The 23,273-nt window shown below is 71.2% G+C and carries 24 protein-coding genes and 1 tRNA gene; 10 read left to right on the top strand and 15 right to left on the bottom strand.

Annotation, left to right across the window (positions count from 1 at the left end; all coding sequences use genetic code 11):
• Positions 1–83: 83 nt before the first annotated feature.
• The 5 genes from EXE58_RS11605 to EXE58_RS11585 all read right to left on the bottom strand — a co-directional run bounded on the left by EXE58_RS11605 (position 84) and on the right by EXE58_RS11585 (position 3,443).
• Positions 84–617 carry a DsrE/DsrF/DrsH-like family protein gene (locus tag EXE58_RS11605; protein WP_135268033.1) on the bottom strand — a complete coding sequence of 178 codons (534 nt, stop codon included), beginning with the start codon at positions 615–617 and terminating at the stop codon, positions 84–86.
• Positions 617–931, bottom strand: coding sequence for a TusE/DsrC/DsvC family sulfur relay protein (locus EXE58_RS11600; protein ID WP_135268032.1), 315 nt, complete (start codon positions 929–931; stop codon positions 617–619). The genes EXE58_RS11605 and EXE58_RS11600 overlap by 1 nt, the downstream gene beginning before the upstream one ends.
• A gap of 32 nt (positions 932–963) precedes the next feature.
• Positions 964–2,220, bottom strand: coding sequence for a type III sulfide quinone reductase, selenoprotein subtype (gene sqr, locus EXE58_RS11595; protein WP_135268031.1), 1,257 nt, complete (start codon positions 2,218–2,220; stop codon positions 964–966).
• Between the two features lie 75 nt (positions 2,221–2,295).
• Complete coding sequence (locus tag EXE58_RS11590; protein ID WP_135268030.1) at positions 2,296–2,673, bottom strand: VOC family protein; 378 nt, start codon at positions 2,671–2,673, stop codon at positions 2,296–2,298.
• Positions 2,670–3,443 carry a trans-aconitate 2-methyltransferase gene (locus tag EXE58_RS11585; protein ID WP_135268029.1) on the bottom strand — a complete coding sequence of 258 codons (774 nt, stop codon included), beginning with the start codon at positions 3,441–3,443 and terminating at the stop codon, positions 2,670–2,672. The genes EXE58_RS11590 and EXE58_RS11585 overlap by 4 nt, the downstream gene beginning before the upstream one ends.
• A gap of 136 nt (positions 3,444–3,579) precedes the next feature.
• Between EXE58_RS11585 and EXE58_RS11580 the strand changes: the two genes are divergently transcribed.
• On the top strand, positions 3,580–4,083 hold the full coding sequence (locus tag EXE58_RS11580) for a MarR family winged helix-turn-helix transcriptional regulator (RefSeq protein ID WP_135268028.1): 504 nt from the start codon (positions 3,580–3,582) through the stop codon (positions 4,081–4,083).
• A gap of 3 nt (positions 4,084–4,086) precedes the next feature.
• On the opposite strand, the gene EXE58_RS11575 is transcribed toward EXE58_RS11580, so the two are convergent.
• From EXE58_RS11575 to rsmI, 7 genes are all read right to left on the bottom strand, one after another.
• A complete protein-coding gene (locus EXE58_RS11575) occupies positions 4,087–5,919 on the bottom strand; it encodes an ABC-F family ATP-binding cassette domain-containing protein (RefSeq protein ID WP_135268027.1) in 1,833 nt (610 codons plus the stop codon).
• Positions 5,907–6,845 (bottom strand): 4-(cytidine 5'-diphospho)-2-C-methyl-D-erythritol kinase, encoded by a 939-nt coding sequence (locus tag EXE58_RS11570; protein WP_135268026.1) that lies wholly within the window; start codon positions 6,843–6,845, stop codon positions 5,907–5,909. Before EXE58_RS11570 ends, EXE58_RS11575 begins: the two co-directional genes overlap by 13 nt.
• Complete coding sequence (gene rsmA, locus EXE58_RS11565; RefSeq protein ID WP_135268025.1) at positions 6,842–7,702, bottom strand: 16S rRNA (adenine(1518)-N(6)/adenine(1519)-N(6))-dimethyltransferase RsmA; 861 nt, start codon at positions 7,700–7,702, stop codon at positions 6,842–6,844. Before rsmA ends, EXE58_RS11570 begins: the two co-directional genes overlap by 4 nt.
• 13 nt (positions 7,703–7,715) lie before the next feature.
• Positions 7,716–8,867, bottom strand: coding sequence for a resuscitation-promoting factor (locus EXE58_RS20330; protein WP_135268024.1), 1,152 nt, complete (start codon positions 8,865–8,867; stop codon positions 7,716–7,718).
• 238 nt (positions 8,868–9,105) lie between these two features.
• Positions 9,106–10,065, bottom strand: a complete 960-nt coding sequence (locus EXE58_RS11555; protein ID WP_244242189.1) for a TatD family hydrolase — start codon at positions 10,063–10,065, stop codon at positions 9,106–9,108.
• A 9-nt stretch (positions 10,066–10,074) separates the two neighbouring features.
• The gene (locus EXE58_RS11550; RefSeq protein ID WP_135268023.1) at positions 10,075–10,899 is read right to left on the bottom strand and encodes an alpha/beta fold hydrolase; all 825 of its coding nucleotides are present in this window, start codon (positions 10,897–10,899) and stop codon (positions 10,075–10,077) included.
• Positions 10,896–11,732: a 16S rRNA (cytidine(1402)-2'-O)-methyltransferase gene (gene rsmI, locus EXE58_RS11545; RefSeq protein ID WP_135268022.1), complete on the bottom strand. Its 837-nt coding sequence runs from the start codon at positions 11,730–11,732 to the stop codon at positions 10,896–10,898. The genes EXE58_RS11550 and rsmI overlap by 4 nt, the downstream gene beginning before the upstream one ends.
• Before the next feature lie 23 nt (positions 11,733–11,755).
• Between rsmI and EXE58_RS11540 the strand changes: the two genes are divergently transcribed.
• Together EXE58_RS11540 and EXE58_RS11535 are read left to right on the top strand one after the other, a co-directional pair.
• Positions 11,756–13,354 carry a dolichyl-phosphate-mannose--protein mannosyltransferase gene (locus EXE58_RS11540; protein ID WP_244242188.1) on the top strand — a complete coding sequence of 533 codons (1,599 nt, stop codon included), beginning with the start codon at positions 11,756–11,758 and terminating at the stop codon, positions 13,352–13,354.
• Positions 13,355–13,433: 79 nt separating this feature from the next.
• The gene (locus EXE58_RS11535) at positions 13,434–14,879 is read left to right on the top strand and encodes a PhoX family protein (RefSeq protein ID WP_135268021.1); all 1,446 of its coding nucleotides are present in this window, start codon (positions 13,434–13,436) and stop codon (positions 14,877–14,879) included.
• Here the strand turns inward: EXE58_RS11535 and EXE58_RS11530 are convergent.
• Positions 14,876–15,433, bottom strand: a complete 558-nt coding sequence (locus EXE58_RS11530) for a nucleotidyltransferase family protein (RefSeq protein WP_135268020.1) — start codon at positions 15,431–15,433, stop codon at positions 14,876–14,878. The genes EXE58_RS11535 and EXE58_RS11530 overlap by 4 nt on opposite strands.
• Before the next feature lie 23 nt (positions 15,434–15,456).
• On the opposite strand from EXE58_RS11530, the gene EXE58_RS11525 reads away from it, so the two are divergent.
• A complete protein-coding gene (locus EXE58_RS11525; protein ID WP_244242187.1) occupies positions 15,457–16,248 on the top strand; it encodes an endonuclease/exonuclease/phosphatase family protein in 792 nt (263 codons plus the stop codon).
• A 6-nt stretch (positions 16,249–16,254) separates the two neighbouring features.
• Here the strand turns inward: EXE58_RS11525 and EXE58_RS11520 are convergent, their stop codons facing one another.
• Together EXE58_RS11520 and EXE58_RS11515 are read right to left on the bottom strand one after the other, a co-directional pair.
• Entirely contained in the window at positions 16,255–16,836 is a 582-nt protein-coding gene (locus tag EXE58_RS11520; RefSeq protein ID WP_135268019.1) for an NADPH-dependent FMN reductase, read from the bottom strand.
• Positions 16,837–16,922: 86 nt separating this feature from the next.
• Positions 16,923–16,995 (bottom strand) — tRNA-Ala (locus tag EXE58_RS11515).
• Between the two features lie 103 nt (positions 16,996–17,098).
• On the opposite strand from EXE58_RS11515, the gene EXE58_RS11510 reads away from it, so the two are divergent.
• From EXE58_RS11510 to mnhG, 6 genes are read left to right on the top strand one after another with little or no spacing between them, the layout of a single operon-like run.
• Complete coding sequence (locus tag EXE58_RS11510) at positions 17,099–19,978, top strand: Na+/H+ antiporter subunit A (protein WP_135268018.1); 2,880 nt, start codon at positions 17,099–17,101, stop codon at positions 19,976–19,978.
• Complete coding sequence (locus EXE58_RS11505; RefSeq protein ID WP_135268017.1) at positions 19,975–20,433, top strand: Na(+)/H(+) antiporter subunit C; 459 nt, start codon at positions 19,975–19,977, stop codon at positions 20,431–20,433. Before EXE58_RS11510 ends, EXE58_RS11505 begins: the two co-directional genes overlap by 4 nt.
• A complete protein-coding gene (locus EXE58_RS11500; protein WP_135268016.1) occupies positions 20,430–22,112 on the top strand; it encodes a Na+/H+ antiporter subunit D in 1,683 nt (560 codons plus the stop codon). The genes EXE58_RS11505 and EXE58_RS11500 overlap by 4 nt, the downstream gene beginning before the upstream one ends.
• Positions 22,109–22,618 carry a Na+/H+ antiporter subunit E gene (locus EXE58_RS11495; protein WP_135268015.1) on the top strand — a complete coding sequence of 170 codons (510 nt, stop codon included), beginning with the start codon at positions 22,109–22,111 and terminating at the stop codon, positions 22,616–22,618. The genes EXE58_RS11500 and EXE58_RS11495 overlap by 4 nt, the downstream gene beginning before the upstream one ends.
• Entirely contained in the window at positions 22,615–22,893 is a 279-nt protein-coding gene (locus EXE58_RS11490; RefSeq protein ID WP_135268014.1) for a monovalent cation/H+ antiporter complex subunit F, read from the top strand. Before EXE58_RS11495 ends, EXE58_RS11490 begins: the two co-directional genes overlap by 4 nt.
• The gene (mnhG, locus tag EXE58_RS11485; protein ID WP_135268013.1) at positions 22,890–23,270 is read left to right on the top strand and encodes a monovalent cation/H(+) antiporter subunit G; all 381 of its coding nucleotides are present in this window, start codon (positions 22,890–22,892) and stop codon (positions 23,268–23,270) included. Before EXE58_RS11490 ends, mnhG begins: the two co-directional genes overlap by 4 nt.
• Positions 23,271–23,273 lie beyond the last annotated feature (3 nt).

Below are 23,273 nucleotides of genomic sequence, written 5' to 3'. Positions count from 1 at the left end.
CCGGATATCACCCGAGTCCTGCGGGCCAGGACATCTGAGGACACCACGGACGAGATCAGGGGTTCTGGCCGTTCAGGGCGTGCTCAGATGAACAGCAGCTGCGCTCCCTCCGTGAGCTCGATGAAGTCGGCCGCGGAGATGATCCCCTCGACGCCGTCGTAGAGGTCCTCCTCGTGGAGCTTCATCATGTCCGCGCTCATCCGGCACGCCCACAGGTGGCCACCCGAGGCCTCGATGAGCTCGAGGAACTCCGGCACCTCCGGGACGTCGAGGTCGGCGATCTGCTTCTTCATCATCTTGGTGGTCAGCGCGGTGACGCCCGGCATCCCGGCCATGCCCTGGGGCATCGCGACGCCGAACATGCCCGGAGGGTGCATCGCGGTGTTGCCGAGGTAGCTGAACTTCAGGTCGCCCATCGTCTTCTTGTTGATCATGTCGAAGCCCCAGAAGGTGAAGAAGAGGTGCGTCTCCACCCCTTCGCCGAGAGCGGCGTTGGCCAGGATCAGGCCGGGGTAGGCCATGTCGAGGTTGCCCTTGGAGCAGATGATCGCGAGCTTGCGCCCGGCGCTGGACGGCTCGTCGAACGCCGGCACGAACGCGGTCTCGGTCTCGGCCATCACACACATCCCTTCGGCTTGGGCAGGCCGGCGACGTAGGCCATCTTCTTGGCCGGCTTGCCCGGGAAGAGCCCGAACAGGTCCCTGACGGGGATGGCGGTCTGGGTCTGCACGCGACGCAGCGTGGGGGTCTCCCCCATCACCGCGTAGTCCTCGCGCAGGAAGCGGATCGGCGCCCAGTGGGCGTCGGTCATGGTGATGCCGATGAGCCGGGCCAGCTCGGCCCCGAGCTCCTCGTTCCAGACCGAGGGGTCGACGAGGAAGCCCTCGTCGTTGACCTCGACCTGTTGGCCGTTGATGGTGGTGGTGGGCATGGCGTGCCTTTCTCGGTCGAACTGGTGTGAGGTCATTCGGGGTGCTTGCCGGCCATGGACATCGCGCTCGGCAGTCCCAGGGGCCGCCCGGGCAGGAGCGCGTTCCAGTAGACGTGGCGGAAGGCGAGCTTGGAGAGGTGGTTGAGCCGGCTCTCCTTGAGCAGCTGCAGCGGCCCGACGCCCGCGAGGGGGAAGGTGCCGGTCAGCGGCTCGGTCTCGTAGTTGAAGTCGAGCAGCAGGGCCTTGCCGTGGCCGGACTCCACGAAGCAGTTGGCGTGGCCGTCGAAGGAGTGCGACATCGGGCGGCCGCGGTCGAGGTCGACCAGGTTGCCCACGAGCACCTCCACCGAGAAGTGGGCGACCGAGCCTGCCTTGGAGGTGGGCAGGTTGGCGGCGTCGCCGACGGCGAAGATCTCCGGGTGCGGAGCGGCTCCGGGACGGGGCGCGAACTGCAGGGTGTGCTTGTCGACAGTGACGTAGTTGAGCTCGTCGCCCAGGCCTGACCGTCCGACGAAGTCGGCCCCCATGTTGACCGGCACCGTCACCAGGAGGTCGAACGGCACCTCGCGCTCGTCGTACGACGTCAGCACGCGACGCTCGCCATCGACGGACTCGACCATGAAGTCGGTCTCGACGACGATGCCGCGCTCCTCGAGCGCGTGGCCGAGCTCGCGCGCGGCGACCGGCTTGGTGAACGCGCCGTCGAGGGGGGTGACGAAGACGAGCTCGGTGCGGTCGCGCAGCCCGTGCTGGCGCAGCCAGTCGTCGGCCAGGAAGGTGAACTCCAGCGGCGCGACCGGGCACTTGATGGGCAGCTCGCAGGTGTGCATCACCAGACGGCCACCCTCGAAGGTCGCCAGCTGGTCGCGCAGCGCGATCGCACCCTCGCGGGTGTAGAACTCGCCGACCTCGCGGTGCCAGTGCGGCCCTTCCATGCCCGGGGTCTGGTCGGGACGGGGCGTGGTACCGGTGGCGATGACGAGGCGGTCGTAGTCCAGCCTCGTGCCGTCGACGAGCTGGACGGCCTGGCCGTCGGCGTCGACGAGGTCGACCTCGCCGGTGACCACGGTGACGCCGTCGTGGAGCTGCGCGGCGGCGCTCCTGCGGATCTGCTCGGGGCTGTTCATCCCGAAGGGGATGAAGAGGTAGCCGGGCTGGTAGTCGTGGACGTCGGTGGGCGCGACCACGGTGACCTGCCAGTGGGGAAGCCTGCGACGCACGTGGTTGGCAACCATGGTGCCGGCCGTTCCGGCACCGAGGACGAGGAGGCGGGGTTGTTGCTCGTTCATGCCCCCAGGTATACCCCCGGGGCATCTATTCGACAGGGTCGAAGGTCCCCCGCAGGGGGTCTGCTGGGTCACCACTCAGGCGGGCGCGAGGACCTCGAGACGGTTGCCGTGGGCGTCGAAGCAGTGGAACCGCTCGTACGACGCGAAGGTCGTCCGTTGCGACCAGTCGACCTCGACACCGGCGGCCTCCAGACGTGCGGCGAGGCTGGCGAGGTCGTCGACGAGGAGCGCCGGGTGAGCCTTGCGGGCGGGGGTGAACGGCTCCTCCACGCCGACGTGGACCTCGGCGGTGACGGCGCCCGCGTCGTCGTACGCCCGGAACCAGCAGCCGCCACGAGCGCGCAGGTCCTCGGGCTTCTCGACCTCGGTCATGCCGAGCCCGTCGACGTAGAAGCGGCGAGCCAGGTCCTCGCCGCCCGGCGGGCAGGCGACCTGGACGTGGTGGAGCCTCATGTCGTGGGCTCCTTTCGCGCCACCGCGAAGATCCGACGGAACGGCAGGATCACACGCCCCTCGGAGTCTGCCGGGTAGGCCTCGGCCAGGCGCTCCCGGAAGGCCTTCTCGAAGTCCGCGCGCAGGTCGTCGGGCAGTGCCTGGAGCGTCGGCGCCGCGCCGGTCCCCGAGACCCACGTGAAGACCGGGTCGTCGCCGGTGAGGACGTGGAGGTAGGTCGTCTCCCACACGTCGGCCTCGCAGCCCAGCACCTGCAGGGCGCGGAGGTAGTCGACCGGCTCACGGCTCGAGGGCACCGCGACGGTGCTGGTGTGGGCGGCGTACGGCGCCCGCGCGGCGAGGTCGGTGCGAATGGTGTGGCTCGGCTCGCCGAAGTTCCCAGGCACCTGGAACGCGAACCAGCCTCCGGGCGCGACCCGGCGGAGCAGGCGCGGCAACAGCTCGAGGTGGTCGGGCAGCCACTGGAGCGTGGCGTTGGAGACCAGCACGTCGACCGGCTCGTCCGGCGTCCAGCGACGCAGGTCGCCGACCTCGAACGCCACACCGGGGACGTCGGCCGCCTCGATCATCTCGGAGCTCGAGTCGATGCCGCGCACGTCGGCGTCCGGCCAGCGCTGCTTGAGCAGCGCCGTCAGGTTGCCGGGCCCGCAGCCCAGGTCGACGACGGTGCGGGGCGTCTCGGCCCGGACCCGCGCGAGCAGGTCGAGGAAGGGGCGGCCGCGCTCGTCGTCGTACATCCGGTAGCGGTCGGGGTCCCACGTGTGTGCCATCTCCACTCCTCCCTCTCCTCCGATACTCCGTATCAAACGGCTCGTGGGGACGGAAGATCCAGAAGCCGTTTGATACGGACTATCGGAGATAAATGTCTTGATGTCAAGATTCTCGACCGTGTGGCATCATGCCAGCATGAGCGAGTACGACGCCGCACGCGACGAGGTCGACGACCTCGTCGATGCCTGGGCGCACGAGCGCGGCGACCTCGACCTGGCCCCGGTCGAGGTGTTCTCGCGGATCAGCCGGTTGTCGCGACACCTCGACCTCGCCCGGCGCGACGCCTTCACCGCCCACGCCATCGAGTCGTGGGAGTTCGACGTGCTGGCGGCGCTGCGGCGAGCCGGTGAGCCCTACGAGCTCTCCCCCGGCCGCCTGCTGCGCGAGACGCTGGTGACCAGCGGGACCATGACCAACCGCGTCGACCGGCTGGCGGCCCGCGACTTCGTCGAGCGGCTGCCTGATCCCCACGACAGGCGCGGGGTGCTCGTGCGACTCACGACCGAGGGAAAGGCCGCGGTCGACGGGGCGTTCGAGGCGCTGCTGGCCGCGGAGGCCGAGCTGCTCGCCGACCTGCCCGATCGTGACCGCACCCGGCTCGCCGGTCTGCTGCGGCGCTTGCTCGCGCCCTTCAGCTGAGGGTCATTCGACGACCTCGGACGCCTCGAGCCACTCCAGCTCGAGGACGTCCTTCTCCTCGGCGAGCGCATTGAGCTGGGCGCCGACGTCGGCCAGCAGTGCATAGTCGGTGAGGTTGGCCTCCATGCGGGCGTGCAGCTCGGCCTCCTGGGCGGCGATGCGCTCGAGCTGCTTCTCCACCCGCGCCAGCACCTTGCGGGCCGCCCGGTCCTCCGACGAGCCCGGCCGTGCCTTGGTTTGCGCCGACTCGGCGGACTTTGACGCCGACTCGGCGGACTTTGACGCCGCCTCGGCGGAGATTGGCGCCGCCTCGGCGGAGATTGGCGCCGCCTCGGCGCGGGCGAGCAGGGCGGCGCGCCGCTCGAGGTACTCGTCCACCCCGCGCGGCAGCATGGACACCTGGCCGTCGCCGAGCAGGGCCCACACCGAGTCGGTGACGCGCTCGAGGAAGTAGCGGTCGTGGGAGACGACGACCAGCGTGCCTGGCCAGCCGTCGAGGAAGTCCTCGAGGACGTTGAGGGTGTCGATGTCGAGGTCGTTGGTGGGCTCGTCGAGCAGCAGGACGTTGGGCTCGGTGAGCAGCAGCTTCAGCAGCTGGAAGCGGCGCCGCTCGCCGCCGGAGAGGTCGCCGAGACGAGCGGTGAGCCGGTCGCCGGTGAAGCCGAAGCGCTCGAGCATCGAGGTCGCCGAGATCTCCTGGCCGTCGAGCGTCCTGGTCACCCGCCGGATCGACTCCACCGTCGGGAGCACGCGCCCGGCAGGGTCGATCTCGTCGAGCGCCTGCGTGAGGTGCTGGAGGGCAACGGTCCGACCCATGCGCACCCGGCCGTGCTGGGGCGCGAGCTCGCCGGAGAGCAGCGAGAGCAGCGAGGTCTTGCCGGCGCCGTTGACGCCGACGATGCCGATCCGGTCACCGGGGCCGATGCGCCACGTGGCGTGGTCGAGCAGCTTGCGCTCGCCGCGGGACAGGTCGACGTCCTCGACGTCGATGACGTCCTTGCCGAGCCGCTGGGCGGCGAACCGCTGGAGCTCGAGCCGGTCACGAGGCGGCGGCACGTCGTCGATGAGGGCGTTGGCGGCGTCGATGCGGAACTTGGGCTTGGAGGTGCGGGCCGGGGGTCCGCGCCGCAGCCAGGCCAGCTCCTTGCGGACGAGGTTGAGCCGGCGGCTCTCGGAGGCTGCGGCCTGGCGCTGCCGCTCTGCCTTGGCGAGCACGAACGCCGCGTAGCCGCCCTCGTAGGAGTCGACCTGCCCGTCGTGGACCTCCCACGTCGTCTGGCACACCTCGTCGAGGAACCACCGGTCGTGGGTGACCACGATCAGCGCGCTCGGCAGCGACACCAGGTGGGCGGCCAGCCAGGCGACCGCCTCGACGTCGAGGTGGTTGGTGGGCTCGTCGAGGATCACCAGGTCGTGCGGTGAGAGGAGCAGCGCGGCCAGCGCGCACCGGCGGCGCTCCCCTCCGGACAGGCCGATGACGGCGCGGTCGAGGTCGACCCCGGCAAGGAGCTCCTCGACGACCTGGCGCGTGGTCGGGTCGGCCGCCCACTCGTGGTCGGCGCGCCCGGCCAGCACGGCCTCGCGCACGGAGTGGGTGTCGTCGAGCTCGTCGCCCTGGTGGAGATAGCCGATCTCGATCCCGCGGGTGCGTGAGACGCGACCGGAGTCGGGCTCCTCGAGGCCGGTCATCACCTCGAGCAGCGTCGTCTTGCCGTCGCCGTTGCGGCCGACGATGCCGACGCGCTCCCCGACCGAGATGCCCAACGAGACCTCGTCGAGCAGCGGCCGCACGCCGTAGGACTTCGAGACCCGCTCGAGGTTGATCAGGTTGGCCACGTGGCCCCCGCCTGGTCGAGCAGCACGTGCGCCCCGGCGACCGGGCCGCAGGCGAGGAGTACGACGTCGCGCTCGGCCCGCAGTGCCTCGGCCGTCGCCATCGCCCCGGCGCGCGACTCGCAGAGGAAGACGCAGGTGGGACCGGACCCCGAGACGATGCCGCGCAGCGCACCCGCGCGCTCGCCGAGGTCGAGGAGGTCGCCCAGCTCGGGCCGCAGGTCGAGGGCGGCCTCCTGCAGGTCGTTGTGGAGGGAGCGCGCGAGACGCAGCGGCTCGCCGGTTGCCAGCGCGTCGAGCAGCTCGGTGGGATCCTCCGGGGTCGCCGGCGCGTCGGGTCGCAGCTCGTCGAAGCGCCGGTAGACCGCGGGGGTGGAGAGTCCCTCGCCGTCGCTGGGGGCGACCACCCACCACCACTCGCCGTTGTCGGCCACCGGCGTCACGAGCTCACCGCGGCCCAGGCCCTGGGCCGTGCCCCCGATCAGGGCGAAGGGGACGTCGGACCCGAGCTCCGCGGCGATCGCGAGCAGGTCGTGGTCGCTCGTGCGCAGGTCGTGGGCGCGGTCGAGCGCGACCAGCGCGGCCGCGGCGTCGGCCGAGCCACCGGCCATGCCCCCGGCGACCGGGATGGACTTCGTGAGGTGGATGCGCGTCGTCAGCTCGCGGCCGTGGTGGGCCCCGAGCAGCTCGGCCGCGCGGTCGATGATGTTGTCGCCGCCGAGTGGTACGCCGGCTCCGTCGACGTGGTCGGCGGTCAGGAGCTCGAGGGAGGACTCCTCGGCCGCGGTCGCGAGCACGTCGTCGTACAGCGAGACGGCCTGGTAGACGGTGTCGAGGGGGTGGAAGCCGTCCTCACGGGGGGCACCGACCCCGAGGTGGAGGTTGACCTTGGCCGCGGCGCGGACGGTGGTGGGCCGGCCGGCGCTCATGCCAGGCCCTCGGCGATGCGCGCGAAGTCGTGGATCGACAGCACCTCGCCACGGGCCGTGGGGTCGACCCCCGCCTGCTCCAGGGCTGCTGTCGCCGCGTCGGCGGAGCCGGCGAGCCCACGCAGCGCCGCACGGACCTGCTTGCGCCGCTGCGCGAAGGCCGCGTCGACGACGGCGAAGACCTGCTGCCGCGTGGCGGTGGTCTGCGGCGGGTCGGTGCGGGTCCACGCGACGAGGCCGGAGTCCACGTTGGGCGCCGGCCAGAAGATGTTGCGGCCGATCGCGCCGGCGCGGCGGACGTCGGCGAACCAGGCGGCCTTGGCGCTCGGGACGCCGTAGGTCTTGGAGCCCGGTGGCGCCGCGAGCCGGTCGGCGACCTCGGACTGCACCATCACCAGCCCCCTCTCGAGGGAGGGCAGCAGCGCGAGCAGGTGGAGCAGGACCGGCACCGACACGTTGTAGGGGAGGTTGGCGACCAGCGCCGTGGGCGGCGGCCCCGGGACCTCCTCGATGCGCATCGCGTCGGCCAGCACCACCTCGAAGCGGTCGGCCTGCTCAGGGGCGTGGGCCGCGATGGTCGCCGGCAGGCGCGCCGCCAGCAGCGGGTCGACCTCGATGGCGACCACGCGGGCCGCGACCTCGAGCAGCGCGAGGGTCAGCGACCCCAGGCCAGGCCCCACCTCGACGACCACGTCGTCACCGGTGATGCCGGACTCCCGGACGATGCGGCGCACCGTGTTGGGGTCGATGACGAAGTTCTGCCCCCGCTGCTTGGTCGGGCGCAGGTCGAGCTCGGCGGCGAGCTGACGCACCTCGGCCGGCCCGAGGAGCCTCGGGCCGGCCGTGGGTGTGGTCATGGGAGAAGCGTAGTCAGCGCAGCCCCAGCCGGGCCGAGCAGTGCGGCCACTGGCCCCAGCCCGCACGCGACTGGAGGATCTGGCCGCGCTTGATCTGCTCCTCGCGGCTGTGCTGGTGGGGCAGGCCGGTGCCACCGACGGAGGCCCACGTGGACGCGCTGAACTGCAGTCCGCCGTAGTAGCCGTTGCCGGTGTTGATCGCCCAGTTGCCACCGGACTCGCACTGCGCGAGGCGGTCCCAGACGGTGCTGCCGCCCGCGAAGTTGCTGGTGGGCTCCTCCTTGGTGCCGACCTTGACGATGGCGGGGACCGGCTTGCGGGCGAGGTCGGCGGAGACGACCTTGCGGGCCACGAGCCTGCCGTTGACGTAGCGCAGCCGGTAGGTCACGTCGCGAACGCCGTCGCGGCCGGCCCGGACGACTTTCTCGTCACCCTCGAACATCGTGGGGTCCTCGCGCTCGACGACGGGGTGGTCGACGGGCTCGGCCTTCACGCGTCGCTCGGCGACGCGCACGTCGGTGAGGACGACCTTGTCGCCGTCACGGACGACGGTGTCGAGCGAGGGGCGTACGACGTCGTGCTCGGACACCTTGACGCCGGTCGAGTCGAGGACGTCGGCCACGGTCAGCGCGGCGACCTTGCGCTTCTTGGGCGCCTTCCCCCCGACCTTGATCTTGAGCACCTTGGGGGTCACGACCGCCAGTGTCATCCCGGAGCGGCCGATCGACGCGCTGCGGCTGACCGAGAGGTCGGCCCCGGAGAAGCGGCGGCCGATCTCGCCGAGGGCCTGGGCCACCTCGGTCGAGTTGACCCAGTAGGTGCGCGTGCGTCCGTCGACCTCGAGCTCGAGGGGGCGGCCGAACTGGACGGTGATGGCGCTGCCGTCCTCGACCGAGGAGTCCAGGGCGGGGGCGACGAGGTCCTTGTCGGTGACGTGGACGTCCTCGGCGGCGAGGACGTCGCCGACCGTCGAGCCCATGACGCTCACCTGGCGGGACTCGCCGTCGAGCGTGACCGTGACGGTCTTGCTCATGGCGGCGTAGCCCACGGTCGTGCCGGCGACGGCCAGCGCGACGACCGCGGCGAGGCCGGTCATCAGGGCCTTGGACTTCAGCAGAGGGGTCTGGGGGGCGGACTTGAAGAACTGTGCAGTGCGAGAGCGCACGATGCTCCGAACGTCGTACTCTCCGGGCCTCGGGTGGCGGCACACCCCTCCCGTGCGGGACGTACCGAGGCTTCGGACGTCCGACTGCGAGCGGGGGACTCGCGCGGCCCTGGTGAGTCTCGGGGGTGGGCCGCGGGCGCCGCCGGAATCAGTCCCGATCCCGGCCAACAATCACAAGACGATAACGAGAGCCCCCGATGACGCCAAACCGAAGGGTGAAATTTCTACGAGATCCCGCTCACCCCTGGCGGGCCGTGCGGGGTCCCCACTGGCCGCCGAACACCTTGTCGGCGTTGGCGTCCATCGCCACGCACAGGGTCGTGAGGTCAACACCGCGCACCTCGGCCATCGCACGCACCGTGTAGGGCATCAGGTAGGACGCGTTGGGGCGACCGCGGTAGGGCGCCGGGGTGAGGTAGGGCGCGTCGGTCTCCACCAGGATCCGGTCGACCGGGGTGACGGCCAGCGCCCGGCGCAGCCCCGGGGCGTTCTTGAAGGTCACGGGCCCGGCGAAGCTGAGGTGGGCGCCGCGGTCGAGGCAGCGGCGCGCGAACACCTCGTCCCCGGAGAAGCAGTGCATCACCCAACGGTCGGGCGCGCCCTCCTCGTCGAGGATGCGGAGCACGTCGTCGTGGGCGTCGCGGTCGTGGATCACCAGCGTCTTGTCGAGCCGCTTGGCGAGGTCGATGTGGCGCCGGAAGCTCTCCTCCTGCGCGGCCCACCCCTCGTCCCCCGTGCCGCTCTGTGCGTGTCTGAAGTGGTCGAGGCCGGTCTCGCCGATCACCCGGACCTTGTCGTGGGCCTGCGCGAGCTGCTCGATCTCGGCGAGCGCCTCCTCGAGGTCGCCGGCCGCCGCGTGCCGAGGCGCCTCGTTGGGGTGCAGCGCCACGCCGGCGATCAGCGCACCGTGCTCGCGAGCAGCCTCGACCGCCCACCGCGCGCCGGGCAGGTCGCACCCGATCTGGACGATGCGGGTGACGCCGACGTCGGTGGCCGCCCTGATCGCCGTGCGGGTGTTGAGCCAGTCGCCGTCGGCGATGTCGAGGTGGCAGTGGGTGTCGACCACGGGGTGCGGCAGCGGCTCCGGGGCCGTCGGCCTGGCACGGTCGCGTCTGGCGCCCGACGTCTCCTCCGTCGCAGCCCGGCTGCGCGTGGGGCGGTCGGAGGTCGCCCGACCCGAGATGGGGGATGTCTTCACGTGCCGAGGTTAACCAAGGACCCGCTCGAGGATCGCCTCCGCCAGCGCGTCGGGTGCCTGGGTCGGGATCCAGTGGGACACTCCGGCGAGCTCGACGAACTCGTAGTCGGCCTCCACCCAGTCGGCGGTGTGCTCGGCACCCCAGCGGCCGAGCGCGACGTCGTGGTCGCTCCACACGAAGGTGGTGGGGACCCGGACCTTGGTCCGGCTCCAGGACGGCGGCGCGAAGGGCAGGGCGCGGTACCAGTTGAGGCCGCCCGTCAGGGCGCCGTAGTCGATGATGTCGCGCTGGAGGCGCTCGATGTCCTCGGGCGTGGAGCCACCCTTGCGCAGCGCCAGGTCGAGGCCGCCGCCGCGCTTGGACAGCAGCTGCTCGGGCAGCCACGGCAGCTGGAACATGCCCATGTACCACGACTGCAGGAGCTGTCCGCGCGGCATCGCAGCCAGGAACGCGGCGGGGTGCGGGACCGACACGGCGGTGAGGGTGCGGCAGGCCTCGGGGTGGCGAGCGGCGAGGGTCCACGCCACCGCCGCTCCCCAGTCGTGCCCGACCACGTGGGCGGACCCGCCCACCTCGTCGATCAGGGCGAGCACGTCGCCGACGAGGTGGGGCATCGCGTAGTCACGACGCCGCGGGGGGCGCGCCCCGGGCGAGTAGCCGCGCTGGTCGGGCGCGAGGGTGCGCAGGCCCTGGGCGGTGAGCCGCGCGCTGACCTGCCCCCAGCTGCCGGCGCGCTCGGGGAAGCCGTGGAGGAGCACCACCGGCTCGCCGTCCTCCGGCCCTGCGTCGACGACGTCGAAGGTCAGGCCGTCGTGGTGGAAGCTCTCGATCATGGGACATGCACCGCCTGGTAGACCTCGCGCTTGGGAACTCCGGCCCGTCTGGCCACCTGAACTATGGCGTCCTTGCGCGAGGTTCCGGAAGCCTCCATCTCAGCCACGGCTGCACGCAGCGAGTCGGGGTCCTGGGCCAGGTCCGGGCCGGCGCCGGCTCCCTGGACGACGATCGTGACCTCGCCGCGCACCCCGTCGGCGGCCCACGCGACCAGCTCCGCGAGCGGGCCGCGCCTGACCTCCTCGTGGGTCTTGGTGAGCTCGCGGCACACAGCCCCCGGGCGCTCGTCGCCGAGGGCCTCGGCCATGGCCGCCAGGGCTGCCTCGGTCCGGTGGGGCGCCTCGAAGAAGACCATGGTGCGCTCCTCACCCGCCAGGGCGGCCAGCCGTCGAGCCCGCTCCCCGGCCTTACGAGGCAGGAACCCCTCGAAGCAGAACCGGTCCACCGGTAGCCCGGAGACGGCGAGTGCCGTCAGCACGGCGCTGGGGCCGGGCACCGCGGTCACGTGCACGTCGCTCTCCACGGCAGCCGCGACCAGCCGGTAGCCCGGGTCGGAGACGCTCGGCATCCCCGCGTCCGTCACGAGCACCACCCGCTCCCCCGCCAGGAGCGCGTCCAGCAGCACGGGGGTGCGGGCCTGCTCGTTGCCCTCGAAGTACGACACCACGCGACCTGTGAGCGTGATGCCGAGGTCGGCGCACAGCCGCTTGAGCCGCCGGGTGTCCTCGGCCGCGACGACGTCGGCCCCGGCCAGCTCCCGGGCCAGCCGCGGCGGGGCGTCGTCGTACTGGCCGATCGGCGTGGCCGCGAGGACGAGGACACCGGTTGTCATGGGCTCACCGTAGAGTGCCCGTCGTGAGTGAGACCGCAGCCGAGCGCCATCGTGCGCCCTGGCGGTCCGACGATCCCCTGCTGGGCTGGGTCGGCGCGATCATGGTGGCGTCGCTGGCGTTCTTCCTGCGCCGCTGGCACCTCGGCCTGCCCCACCAGTTCTCCTTCGACGAGACCTACTACGCCAAGGACGCCTGGTCCCTGCTCCACCACGGCTATGTGCGGTCCTACGTCGAGGAGGCCGACAAGACCATCCTCAACGGCAACCCGATGGACCTCTGGCAGGACGCCCCCTCGATGGTGGTCCACCCCGAGGTCGGCAAGTGGGTGATCGGGCTCGGCATCAAGGCCTTCGGCATGGACCCCTACGGCTGGCGCATCGCCTCCGCGGTGGTGGGTGCGCTGATGGTGCTGCTGATGTGCCGCTTCGTGCGGCGCGTGACCGGCTCCACGGTCCTGGGCCTGGTCGGCGGCCTGCTGATGACCTTCGACGGGCTGCACCTGGTGCTCTCCCGGCTGGCCCTGCTCGACATCTTCCTGGCCTTCTTCATCCTCTGCGGCGCGCACTGCGTCGTGGCCGACCGCCAGTGGCTGCGCGACCGGCTCGCCGCCGGGCGCGAGACCACGCGGTGGAGCGCCTGGTGGCGTCCGTGGCTGCTCGCCGGCGGGGTGTCCTTCGGCCTGGCCGTCGGCACGAAGTGGTCGGGCCTCTACGCCCTGGCCGCCTTCGGCCTGCTGACCTGGGCCTGGAGCGCCGGGGCGCGGCGGGCATTCGGCCAGCGGCGCCCGTGGCTGCGCTCGATCTTCCTGGACGCCGTGCCCGCCTTCGCGTCCTTGGTGCTGGTGGCCTTCTCCGTCTACGTCCTGTCGTGGACCGGCTGGCTGATGAACGCCGCGACCTACGAGCAGGCCTTCAGCAACACCCAGTACACCACCCACGACGGCGGCAAGCCGTGGCCGACGGCGAGCGAGCCCGACGCCGAGGGCCTCGGCGAGGTGCCCCAGTCACTGCGCTCGCTGGTGTCCTACCACCGCGACGTCTTCACCTTCCACTCAGACTTCCTCGACGACTCCACCCATGTCTACGCCTCGAGCCCCGCCAGCTGGCTGGTGATGGGCCGACCCGTCGGCGTCGACGCCCAGCTCGACATCCAGCCGGGCTCGCAGGGCTGCGAGGCACCGGCCGGCTCCACCTGCCTGCGCCAGGTGATCCTGCTCGGCAACCCGCTCGTGTGGTGGGGAGGCTGCCTGGCGCTGGCCTTCTCGGTGCTGATGTGGGTCGGCGCCCGCGACTGGCGCCACGGCCTCGCCGTGGTCGGCGTCGCGGCGACATGGCTTCCGTGGTTCCTCTACGACGACCGCCCGATCTTCGTGTTCTACGCGATCACGTCCCTGCCGTTCGTGCTGCTCTCGATCGTGCTCGCCATGGGCCACCTGGTCGGCACGGCGCCTGCGCGTCACCGCGCCTGGCCGACCCTTCGCCGTACGACAGGAGTGGTCGCCGCCGGCAGCTACTTCGTGATGGTGCTCGTCGCCTTCGCATGGTTCTGGCCGGTGTGGACCGACCAGCTCATCACGCACGCCGAGTGGCTCGACCGGATCTGGTTCACCCGCTGGATCTGACCTGCCTTCCACCCTTCCTCGAGGTCGCCCTCCGGGCGTAGCGTGACGAGACCCTCACCAGGACAGGAAGGCATCCCCCATGGAGCTCCAGCGTCGTACCGTCATCAAGGGAGCCGTCGGCGGCGCCCTCCTCGCAGGCCCCTTCGCGGGCTTCTCCAACGCCGCCGCGCTCGGCAGGCCCGGAGCCGTGGCCGGCGCCGCGGTCGGCACCCTCGTGCCCGTGCCGGACGATCGCGACGGCGCCGTGCGGCTGCACCTGCCCCAGGGCTTCCACTACCGGTCCTTCCACGAGAGCGGCGCGGCGTCCCCGCTGACCCTGCCCGACGGCACCCGGCTCCCGGGTCGGCATGACGGCATGGGCTCCTTCGACGGCCCGGGCAGCTCGGTGCTCCTCGTGCGCAACCACGAGGTCAACAACCCCACGCCCGCCTTCGGCCCGACCCGGCCCTACGACAAGATGGGTGGCGGCGGCACCACGACGATCCAGGTGAGCAGGTACGGCGTCGTGGAGGACGCCTACACCAGCCTGAGCGGCACGATGATGAACTGCAGCGGCGGGGAGATGCCGTGGGGCAGCTGGATCACCTGCGAGGAGACGGTCAACGGTCCCGACGTCGGGCCGGACTTCACCCGACGCTCCAACGTGCCGCTGCAGAAGCGCCACGGCTACGTCTTCGAGGTGCCGGCGGGCGGGATCTCCGAGGGGCGCCCGATCCGCAAGGCGGGACGCTTCGCGCACGAGGCGGTGTCCTACGACCCCGCCGAGGGGATCCTCTACCTCACCGAGGACAACTTCGCCTTCCCCTCCGGCTTCTACCGCTACGTCGGCAGGAGGCAGTGGAAGAAGCCCGGCCTCGACCACAACGGCCAGCTCCAGATGCTCGCGGTCAAGGGCCGGCCGCAGGCACACCTCGAGGCGCACCAGGACACGTCGACCGTCTACGACGTCGAGTGGGTCGACATCGACGAGCCCGACTTCGAGTTCGACTACGTCCCCGGCGAGGAGGCACCCACCAGCAACGACACCGCGATCAACTACGTCGGCGACCAGGGCCGGGCCAAGGGCGCCGCACACTTCGCGCGCAACGAGGGCCAGGTCTTCCACGACGGCGTCGTCTACTTCACCGCCACCCAGGGCGGGGGCGCCCCCATGACCGGGCCGGACAACACCAACGGCTACGGACAGGGCTTCGGCCAGGTCTGGGCGTACGACACCCGCGAGGCGACCCTGCGCTGCGTCTACCAGTCGGAGAGCCGCGAGGTGCTGGACTTCCCCGACAACGTCACCACGAGCCCGCGCGGCACGCTGATCCTCTGCGAGGACCACGACCAGAGCAACTACCTGCGCGGACTCACCCAGGACGGCGAGCTGTTCTCGATCGCGCGCAACGTGATCGGGAGCGGCAACGACGAGTTCGCGGGCTCGACCTTCAGCCCCGACGGGCACACCCTCTTCGTCAACATCCAGGCAGGGACCGGGATGTCGTTCGCGATCTGGGGCGACTGGGAGTCGATCGGCGTCTAGGAGCTCGGCGGAACGACGTCGAGGCGCTCCAGCAGGAAGACCAGCGCAGCCGCGAAGTGGCTCTCGACGGTCTCGCGCCGCACCCGGTCCCAGTCGACCTGCTCGCGTAGCGCCCGGGCCACGGGAATCAGGCGGCCGAAGTCGCAGTAGTGCTCGTCCATCGCGAGCATCTTCTGGACCAGCAGCTCGGTGGCCGAGAGCACCGGCATCTCCACCGAGAGCACCTCGAGCAGGTCGGCGTCCTGGACCGTGCCCCGCTCGGCGGGCGCGCCGGAGTGGCGGTGGATGACGTCGACCATCGCCGTCCCGCTGTAGACCTTGAACAACCAGTCCTCGGGCGGCCGTTCGACGTGCAGGCCCTCGTCGGCGAGTGCGGCCGCCGCGTGCTCGACGTCCTGGCTCGCGACCAGGAAGTCCACGTCGTGGTCGGGCTCCGGGCCGCCGCGGGCCCACACGGCGTAGCCGCCGGTGAGGGCGAAGGGGATCTCGGAGCGCTTGAGCACGACAGCGACCCGCTTCAGGGCGTCGCGCATGTCCTCCTGGGTGTCGTTCATGGCGGGCCGGTACCCCGTCGCGCATGAACGGATGCTCGTCGGGCACCGATCCGGGCATGCGCGTCGCCACCTTCAACATTCTGCACGCCAGGTCGCCCGAGGACGACAGGGTCGACCTGGACCGCTACGCCCAGGCCATCAAGGAGCTCGACGCCGACGTGCTGGCCCTCCAGGAGGTCGACCGCTACCAGTCCCGCTCGTCGGATGCCGACCTGACGGTCCTGGCCGCCGAGGCGATGGGCGCTCGCGAGCACCGCTTCGTCGCCGCCCTGTCGGGCAACCCCGGGGCGATGTGGATCGCCGCCGACGGCGACGAGCAGCCCGACAGCGCGGCCTACGGCATCGCCCTGCTCTCGCGCTACCCCGCCGAGGCGTGGGAGGTGGTGCGACTCGCCCCGGTGCCGGTCCCGGTCCCGATGTGGTTCGACGGGTCCCGGATGCCGGAGATGGTGCGCGACGAGCCGCGGGTCGCCGTGGCGGCGAAGGTGGCGTCGCCGTTCGGTCCCCTGACCGTGGCGGCGGCGCACCTCACGTTCATGGAGCGGTGGAACGGCCGCCAGCTCAAGCGGCTGTGCCGCTCACTGCTCGACAACCCCGATCCCGTGATGCTGATGGGCGACCTCAACATGGGTCCGGATCGCGCGCAGCGGCTCTCGGGCATGCGGTCCCTGGTGAGCGCGCCGACCTTCCCGGCCGAGTCGCCGACCGAGCAGCTCGACCACGTGCTGGCGCGGGGCACGCTGCCGCCGGCGAGCGGGCGCGCCGTACGGCTCCCGTTGTCCGACCATCGGGCGCTGGTGGTCGACCTGGGGTGAGGCCGCTCAGTCGTGGCGGTCGGGATCGCTGCGCGGCAGCACGGTGAGCACGCGCTCGACGTGGTCGCGGAACTCCTCGAGGTAGCTGCGCAGGAACTCGGCGGTCTCCTCGTCGGAGACCTCGCCGCCGGCGAAGACCTCGGGCTTGAAGTGGATGTAGGCCTCCGGCGCGGTCATCTGCCTGGCGTTGCAGAAGCTCAGCACCGCTCGCAGGCTCTGCTGCGCGACCGCGGTGCCGATCTGGCCGACCGAGGCACCGATGACGCCCGCCGGCATGTGGTCGAAGGAGTTCTGCCCCCACGGCCGCGAGGCCCAGTCGATGGCGTTCTTCAGGGCCCCGGGGATGGACCGGTTGTACTCCGGGGTCACGAACAGGATGGCGTCGGATTCGCCGATGGCCTGCTTGAGCGCCTGCGCCTCGGGCGGGTAGTCCGCGTCGAAGTCGGGGCTGTAGAGAGGCAGGTCGGCGATGGGGATCTCGCTGAACTCGAGGTCCTTGGGCGCGAGGCCGATGAGCGCCTCGCTGAGCGTGCGGTTGATCGAGGTCGACGAGAGGCTGCCGACGAAGTAGCCGACTTGGTAGGTCATGGCTGGGTGGTACCCGACCACGGTGAGCACATGCGAGAGGCCCTGCACCTCCGCTCGTGAGCAGAGGTGCAGGGCCTGCGTGCCGGTGGAGGTGAGGGGACTCGAACCCCTGGCCTTCTCGATGCGAACGAGACGCGCTACCAGCTGCGCCACACCCCCGGGCGAGGTGAAAGATAACACTCACGCGGGAACACTCCGAAATTCGGTCAGGCACAGGTGCCCCCTAGGCTTGCGCCCGAAGGCCCGACCGGAAGGACCTCCGATGCTGCTGCTCGTGCTCGCGCACTTCGTGGCGGCAGCAGTTGCGCCGGCCCTCGTGGCCAGGCTCGGGCGTCGGGCGTTCATGGCCGTGGCGCTCGTGCCGTTGGCAGCCTTCGTCTGGACCCTGGCCCGCACCCCCACGGTCGTCGACTCGGGTGTCGTGATGGAGTCGATCTCGTGGGTGCCGGCGCTCGGGCTGGAGCTGGCGTTCGCGATGGGCACCCTTCAGTGGGCGATGGCACTCGTCGTCGCCGGTGTCGGCGCGCTGGTCCTGTTCTACTGCGCGTCCTACTTCTCCGACGACGAGCCCGGCCTGGGTGCCTTCGCGGGCACCTTCGTGGCCTTCGCGGGCGCCATGCTGGGCCTGGTCCTGGCCGACGACCTCCTGGTCCTCTACGTCTTCTGGGAGCTGACGACCGTCTTCTCCTACCTGCTGATCGGTCATGACCCCACGTCGCGGGCCAGTCGCACCGCCGGCATGCAGGCGCTGATCGTGACGACGTTCGGCGGGCTGGCGATGCTCGTGGGCATCCTCCTGCTCGGCGTCGAGTCGGGCACGTTCCGGATAAGCGAGCTGCTCGCCGACCCCCCGACCGGGACGGTGGTGACCGTCGGCGTCCTCCTCCTGCTGGTGGGCGCGATCAGCAAGTCCGCCCTGTTCCCGTTCCACTTCTGGCTCCCCGGCGCGATGGCCGCCCCCACGCCGGTCAGCGCCTACCTCCACGCCGCTGCGATGGTGAAGGCCGGCGTCTACCTCGTCGCCCTGCTCGCACCGGCCTTCGCCGGGACGGCCGGGTGGCACGAGCTGCTGCTCACGCTCGGGGTCGTCACGATGCTGCTCGGCGGATGGCGTGCGCTGCGCCAGCTCGACATCAAGCTGCTGCTCGCCTACGGCACCGTCAGCCAGCTGGGCTTCCTCCTGGTCATCACCAGCCTCGGCACCCGCACGGCGGCGCTTGCCGGGCTCGCCATGGTCGTGGCCCACGCGCTGTTCAAGTCCTCGCTCTTCCTCGTCGTCGGGATCGTCGACCGCCGGGCGGGCACCCGCGACCTCCGCAAGCTCTCCGGCGTCGGCAGGTCGGCGCCTGTCCTGGCCGGTGCCGCGTTCCTCGCAGGCGCCTCCATGGCAGGGCTCCCCCCGCTGGCCGGCTTCGTCGCCAAGGAGAGCGTGTACGCCGCCCTGCTCGGCGTCAGCAGCAACGGCGACCGGTCGGACGTGGCACCGCTGGCCGGCTGGATCGTGCTGATCGGCGTCCTCCTCGGCTCAGCTCTGACGGCCGCCTACACCGCGCGGTTCCTCTGGGGGACCTTCGCGACCAAGCGCGACACCGCGCCCTCGGACGTCGGCCGGATCTCCGTCGGGTTCATGGCCGCCCCGGTCCTGCTGGCCGCGTCGTCGCTCGTCGTCGGCCTGCTTGCCCGAGCCGAGGACGTCGCCCTGTCGCCGTACGCCGACCTGTTCCCCGACGCCGGCGAGCGCGAGCACCTCGCCCTGTGGCACGGCTTCGAGCTGCCGCTGCTGCTGTCCCTGCTCTCCCTGGCCCTCGGCGCGCTGCTGTTCAGCCGCCGCGAGGGCTTCGCCCTCCTCCAGGCGGCGCTGCCGCACCCGCGCAGCGCCGAGGACGGCTACCGCTGGCTGATGCGGCGGATCGACCGGGCGGCCGTCGAGGTCACCGGCTTCACCCAGCGCGGCTCGGTGGGTATCTACCTCGCCGTCATCCTGGGGGTCGTCGTGCTCGTGCCCGGCACCGCCGTCCTCCTCGCCCTGCCAGGCCGGGTGGACGTCGTCCTCTGGGACGCCCCGGGCCAGGCCGTCGTCGGGGCCGTGGTCATCGTCTCCGCGATCCTCACCACGCGGGCGCGGCGGCGCCTCAAGGCGGTGGTCCTGGTCGGGGTCACGGGCTACGGCACCGCCATGCTGTTCGTCCTGCACGGCGCCCCGGACCTGGCCCTCACCCAGGTGCTGGTGGAGACGGTGAGCCTGGTGGTCTTCGTCCTCGTCATCCGACGACTGCCCGAGTACTTCACCGACCGTCCCCTCTCGCGCAGACGCTACGCCCGCATGGCGATGGGTGCCCTCGTCGCGTCGGTCGTCACCGGCGTGATGCTGCTCTCCGCCGGCGCCCGCCGGGCGACGCCCGTCTCCGCGGAGTTCCCCGCCGAGGCCGTGGCCTACGGCGGCGGCCGCAACATCGTCAACATCACCCTCGTCGACATCCGCGCCTGGGACACCATGGGAGAGATCGCCGTCCTCGTCGCCGCCGCGACCGGTGTGGCGAGCCTGGTCTTCATCGCCAGCCGCACCCAGACGATCCGTCGGGTCCAGGACATCACCGTGACGACACCGCGCGCGCAGTTCGTCGACAACCCGGGCCGTCGTACCTGGCTCCCCGGTCCTCGCACCCTGGCCCCGGACCGCCGGTCCATCGTCTTCGAGGTCATCACGCGCCTGATCTTCCACACGATCGTGGTCTTCTCCATCTACCTCCTCTTCACCGGTCACAACCATCCCGGCGGAGGGTTCGCCGCCGGGCTCGTCACCGGGCTGGCCCTGGTCGTGCGCTACCTCGCCGGTGGCCGCTACGAGCTCGACGAGGCGGCGCCCGTGGACGCCGGCGTGCTGATGGGGACCGGCCTCTTCGTGGCGACCGGGTCGGGGCTCGCTCCGCTCGCCTTCGGCGGGGTCGTGCTCCAGAGCGCGATCATCGACCTCCACGTCCCGGTGGTCGGCGACATCCACTTCGTCACCTCGACGTTCTTCGACGTCGGCGTCTACCTGGTCGTGGTCGGCCTGCTGCTCGACCTGCTCCGGAGCCTGGGGTCGGGCATCGACCGCCACATCGTGCGCGAGGAGCGCGAGCAGGCGGGGGTGACTCCGTGACCGCCAGCCTGTCCCTCATCCTCCCGGCCGCCGCCATGATCGGGTGCGGCGTCTACCTCGTGCTCGAGCGCAGCCTCACCCGCGTCCTGGTCGGCCTGGTGATGCTGACCAACGGCGTCAACCTGCTGTTCCTCGTCTCCGGCGGTGAGGCAGGACGGGCGCCGATCGTCTCCGAGACCGACACCTCGGCGATGAGTGACCCCCTTCCGCAGGCGCTGGTGCTGACCGCGATCGTCATCAGCCTCGGCACCACGGCGTTCCTCCTGGCGATGGCCTACCGCAGCTGGCAGCTCACCGGCCACGACGACGTGCAGGACGACGTCGAGGACGCCGCCATCCGGCGGCTCGCCGCGGCCGACGAGTCCTCCGACTCCTACGACCTCAGCGCGCAAGGAGAGCTCGCCGAGGACGACGTTCCCGCCGAGGAAGGCGACGAGGAGGTGTCGCCACGGTGAGGTTCCTGGTCCCGCTCCCCGTCATCCTCCCCCTGCTCGGCGCAGGGCTCACACTGATGCTCAGCCACCGCCCCAGGCTCCAGCGCGTCGTCAGCGTCGCGGTGCTGGCAGTCGTGGTCGCCGTCGCCGTGGCGCTGGTCGTCCGGGCGGACCGCTACGGCCCCCAGGTCATCTGGATCGGCGCCTGGAAGGAACCGCTCGGCATCTCCCTGGTGGCCGACCGGCTCTCGGCGCTGATGGTGCTCGTCTCTGCGATCGTCACCCTGGCGGTCCTGGTCTACTCCATCGGACAGGGCATGACCGGTGACGAGCACGAGACGCCGGTGACGATCTACCACCCGACCTACCTCGTGCTCAGCGCCGGCGTCTCCAACGCGTTCCTCGCCGGCGACCTGTTCAACCTCTTCGTGAGCTTCGAGATGCTGCTGTTCTCCAGCTACGTGCTGCTGACGCTCGGCGGCACCGGCGCGCGCATCCGCGCCGGCACGATCTACGTCGTCGTCAACGTGCTGTCCTCGAGCCTGTTCCTGATCTCCATCGCGGCCGTGTACGCCGCCACCGGCAGCCTGAACCTCGCCCAGCTCAGCGGCCGGCTGGCCGACCTGCCCGACTCCGTCAGCCTCGTGCTCCAGCTCATGCTGCTCACGACGTTCTCGATCAAGGCCGCCGTCTTCCCGCTCTCGTTCTGGCTGCCCGACAGCTATCCCACCGCCCCCGCTCCGGTCACGGCCGTCTTCGCCGGGCTGCTCACCAAGGTCGGCGTCTACGCGATCATCCGCACCCAGACGCTGCTCTTCCCCGAGAGCCCGCTCACCGACCTGCTGCTGTGGGCCGCGCTCCTCACCCTGGTGGTCGGCATCCTGGGCGCGGTCGCCCAGTCGGAGATGAAGCGCCTGCTCTCCTTCACCCTGGTCAGCCACATCGGCTACATGATCTTCGGCGTCGCGCTCGGGACGAAGGTCGGCTACTCCGGAGCCATCTTCTACGTCGCCCACCACATCACCATCCAGACCGCGCTCTTCCTCGTCCTGGGCCTCATCGAGCGTCGTGCCGGCAGCACCAGCCTGCTCAAGGTCGGAGGGCTGGCCAGGGTCGCTCCGCTGCTGGGGGTGCTCTTCTTCGTGCCTGCGATGAACCTCGCGGGCATCCCGCCCATGTCGGGCTTCCTCGGCAAGGTGGCGCTCGCCGAGGCCGGGCTCCTGGTCGGCACCCCGTTGGCCTACGCGCTCGTCGGGGCAGGGATGCTGACGAGCCTGCTGACGCTGTACGCCGTCGCGAAGGCGTGGAACCTCGCCTTCTGGCGCACTCCTGAGCAGGCCCACGAGATGGCGCAGGCGATCTCCGACGCCGAGGAGGTCGAGGACGAGTCCGTGCGGGTGGTCCACCGCGGACACGTCCACGTGGGCGCCGAGACCTTCGGTGCCACCGACCTCCAGGAGGCCCGCAGCATCATCGACCCCGCCGACGAGACCCGGGACTTCCACCAGCTGATCGAGTCCGACGCGGTGGCCTCCCGGCTGCCGCGCTCGATGGTCGGCGCCACGGCGGCGCTGGTCGCGGTGAGCCTGGCGTTGAGCGTGGTCGCCGGCTCGGCCTTCGACTACACCGGCAGCGCCGCCGACGAGGCGCTCGACCCGTCCACCTACATCTCGTCGGTGCTGAGCGAGGAGACGCCATGAGGCCCTCGCTCCAGCCCTCCGTCATCGTCTGGCTCACCCTGGTCTGGACGGGCCTGTGGGGCGACATCTCCGTGCTGGTCGTGCTGAGCGGCGTCGTGGTGGCTGTCGTGGTCTGCGTGGTCTTCCCGATGCCCCCACTCGGGATGAACCTGCGCGTCCACCCCCTGCACCTTGCGTGGTTGGTGACGCGCTTCCTCTGGGACGTGCTCGTGGCCAGCGCGCAGGTGGCCTGGACGACGCTGCAGCTGCACCGCCAGCCACGCAACGCGGTCATCGAGGTCGACCTGACCACCCACTCCGACTTCGTGCTCACCATCGTGGCCGAGATGGTGTCCCTGGTTCCCGGGAGCCTGGTCGTCGAGGCCCGGCGCTCCACCCACTCGCTCTTCCTGCACGTCCTCGACGCTCGCGACACCGCCGGGGTGGAGAAGATGCGGCGCCAGGTCTTCGCCCTGGAGCGCCGCGTCCTGCGGGCGTTCGGCACTCCCGAGGAGGCAGCCTCGTGACCATCGTCCTCGTCGCCTGCGGGGCCCTCCTGGGCGTCGCCGCGCTCCTCCTCGTGATCCGGATCGCGCTGGGTCCCACGATGCTCGACCGGATGGTCGCCCTCGACGTGCTCGTGGCCGTGGTGATCTGCGGCCTGGCGCTGGATGCGGCCGTCCATCGCCACACCACCACACTGCCGGTGCTCGTCGTGCTCTCGCTGCTGGGCTTCATCGGGTCGGTCAGCGTCGCCCGGTTCACCCGAGGCAGCGACGACATCGAGGCGGAGGCGTCATGACCTGGACCGCCGTCGCTGACGTCGCAGCCGCGACCTGCCTCGTGCTGGGGGCGTGCCTGACCCTCGTCGCAGCCATCGGCATCCTGCGCTTCCCTGACGTGCTCACCCGGATGCACTCGGCCACCAAGCCCCAGGTGCTCGGCCTGCTCGTCGTGATGCTCGGGCTCGGCCTGCGACTGCGCGACCCCGGCACGATCGGGCTGCTCCTGCTGGTGGCGTTCTTCCAGCTGGTCACCTCCCCCATCGCCAGTCACATGGTGGGGCGGGCGTCGTTCCGCGCCGGCCAGGTCGACCGCGACCGGCTCGTGGTGGACGAGCTCAGCGAGGTGCTCGACGACCCACCCTCATCGCCGTTCCCACATAGTCCGCTGCAATAGGCT

Origin of the sequence: Nocardioides seonyuensis (genome assembly GCF_004683965.1) — a bacterium.
GTDB classification, from domain to species: Bacteria; Actinomycetota; Actinomycetes; order Propionibacteriales; family Nocardioidaceae; genus Nocardioides; species Nocardioides seonyuensis.
Note: the sequence above shows the minus strand (reverse complement) of the source record. Positions and strands in the feature narration are given on the sequence as shown.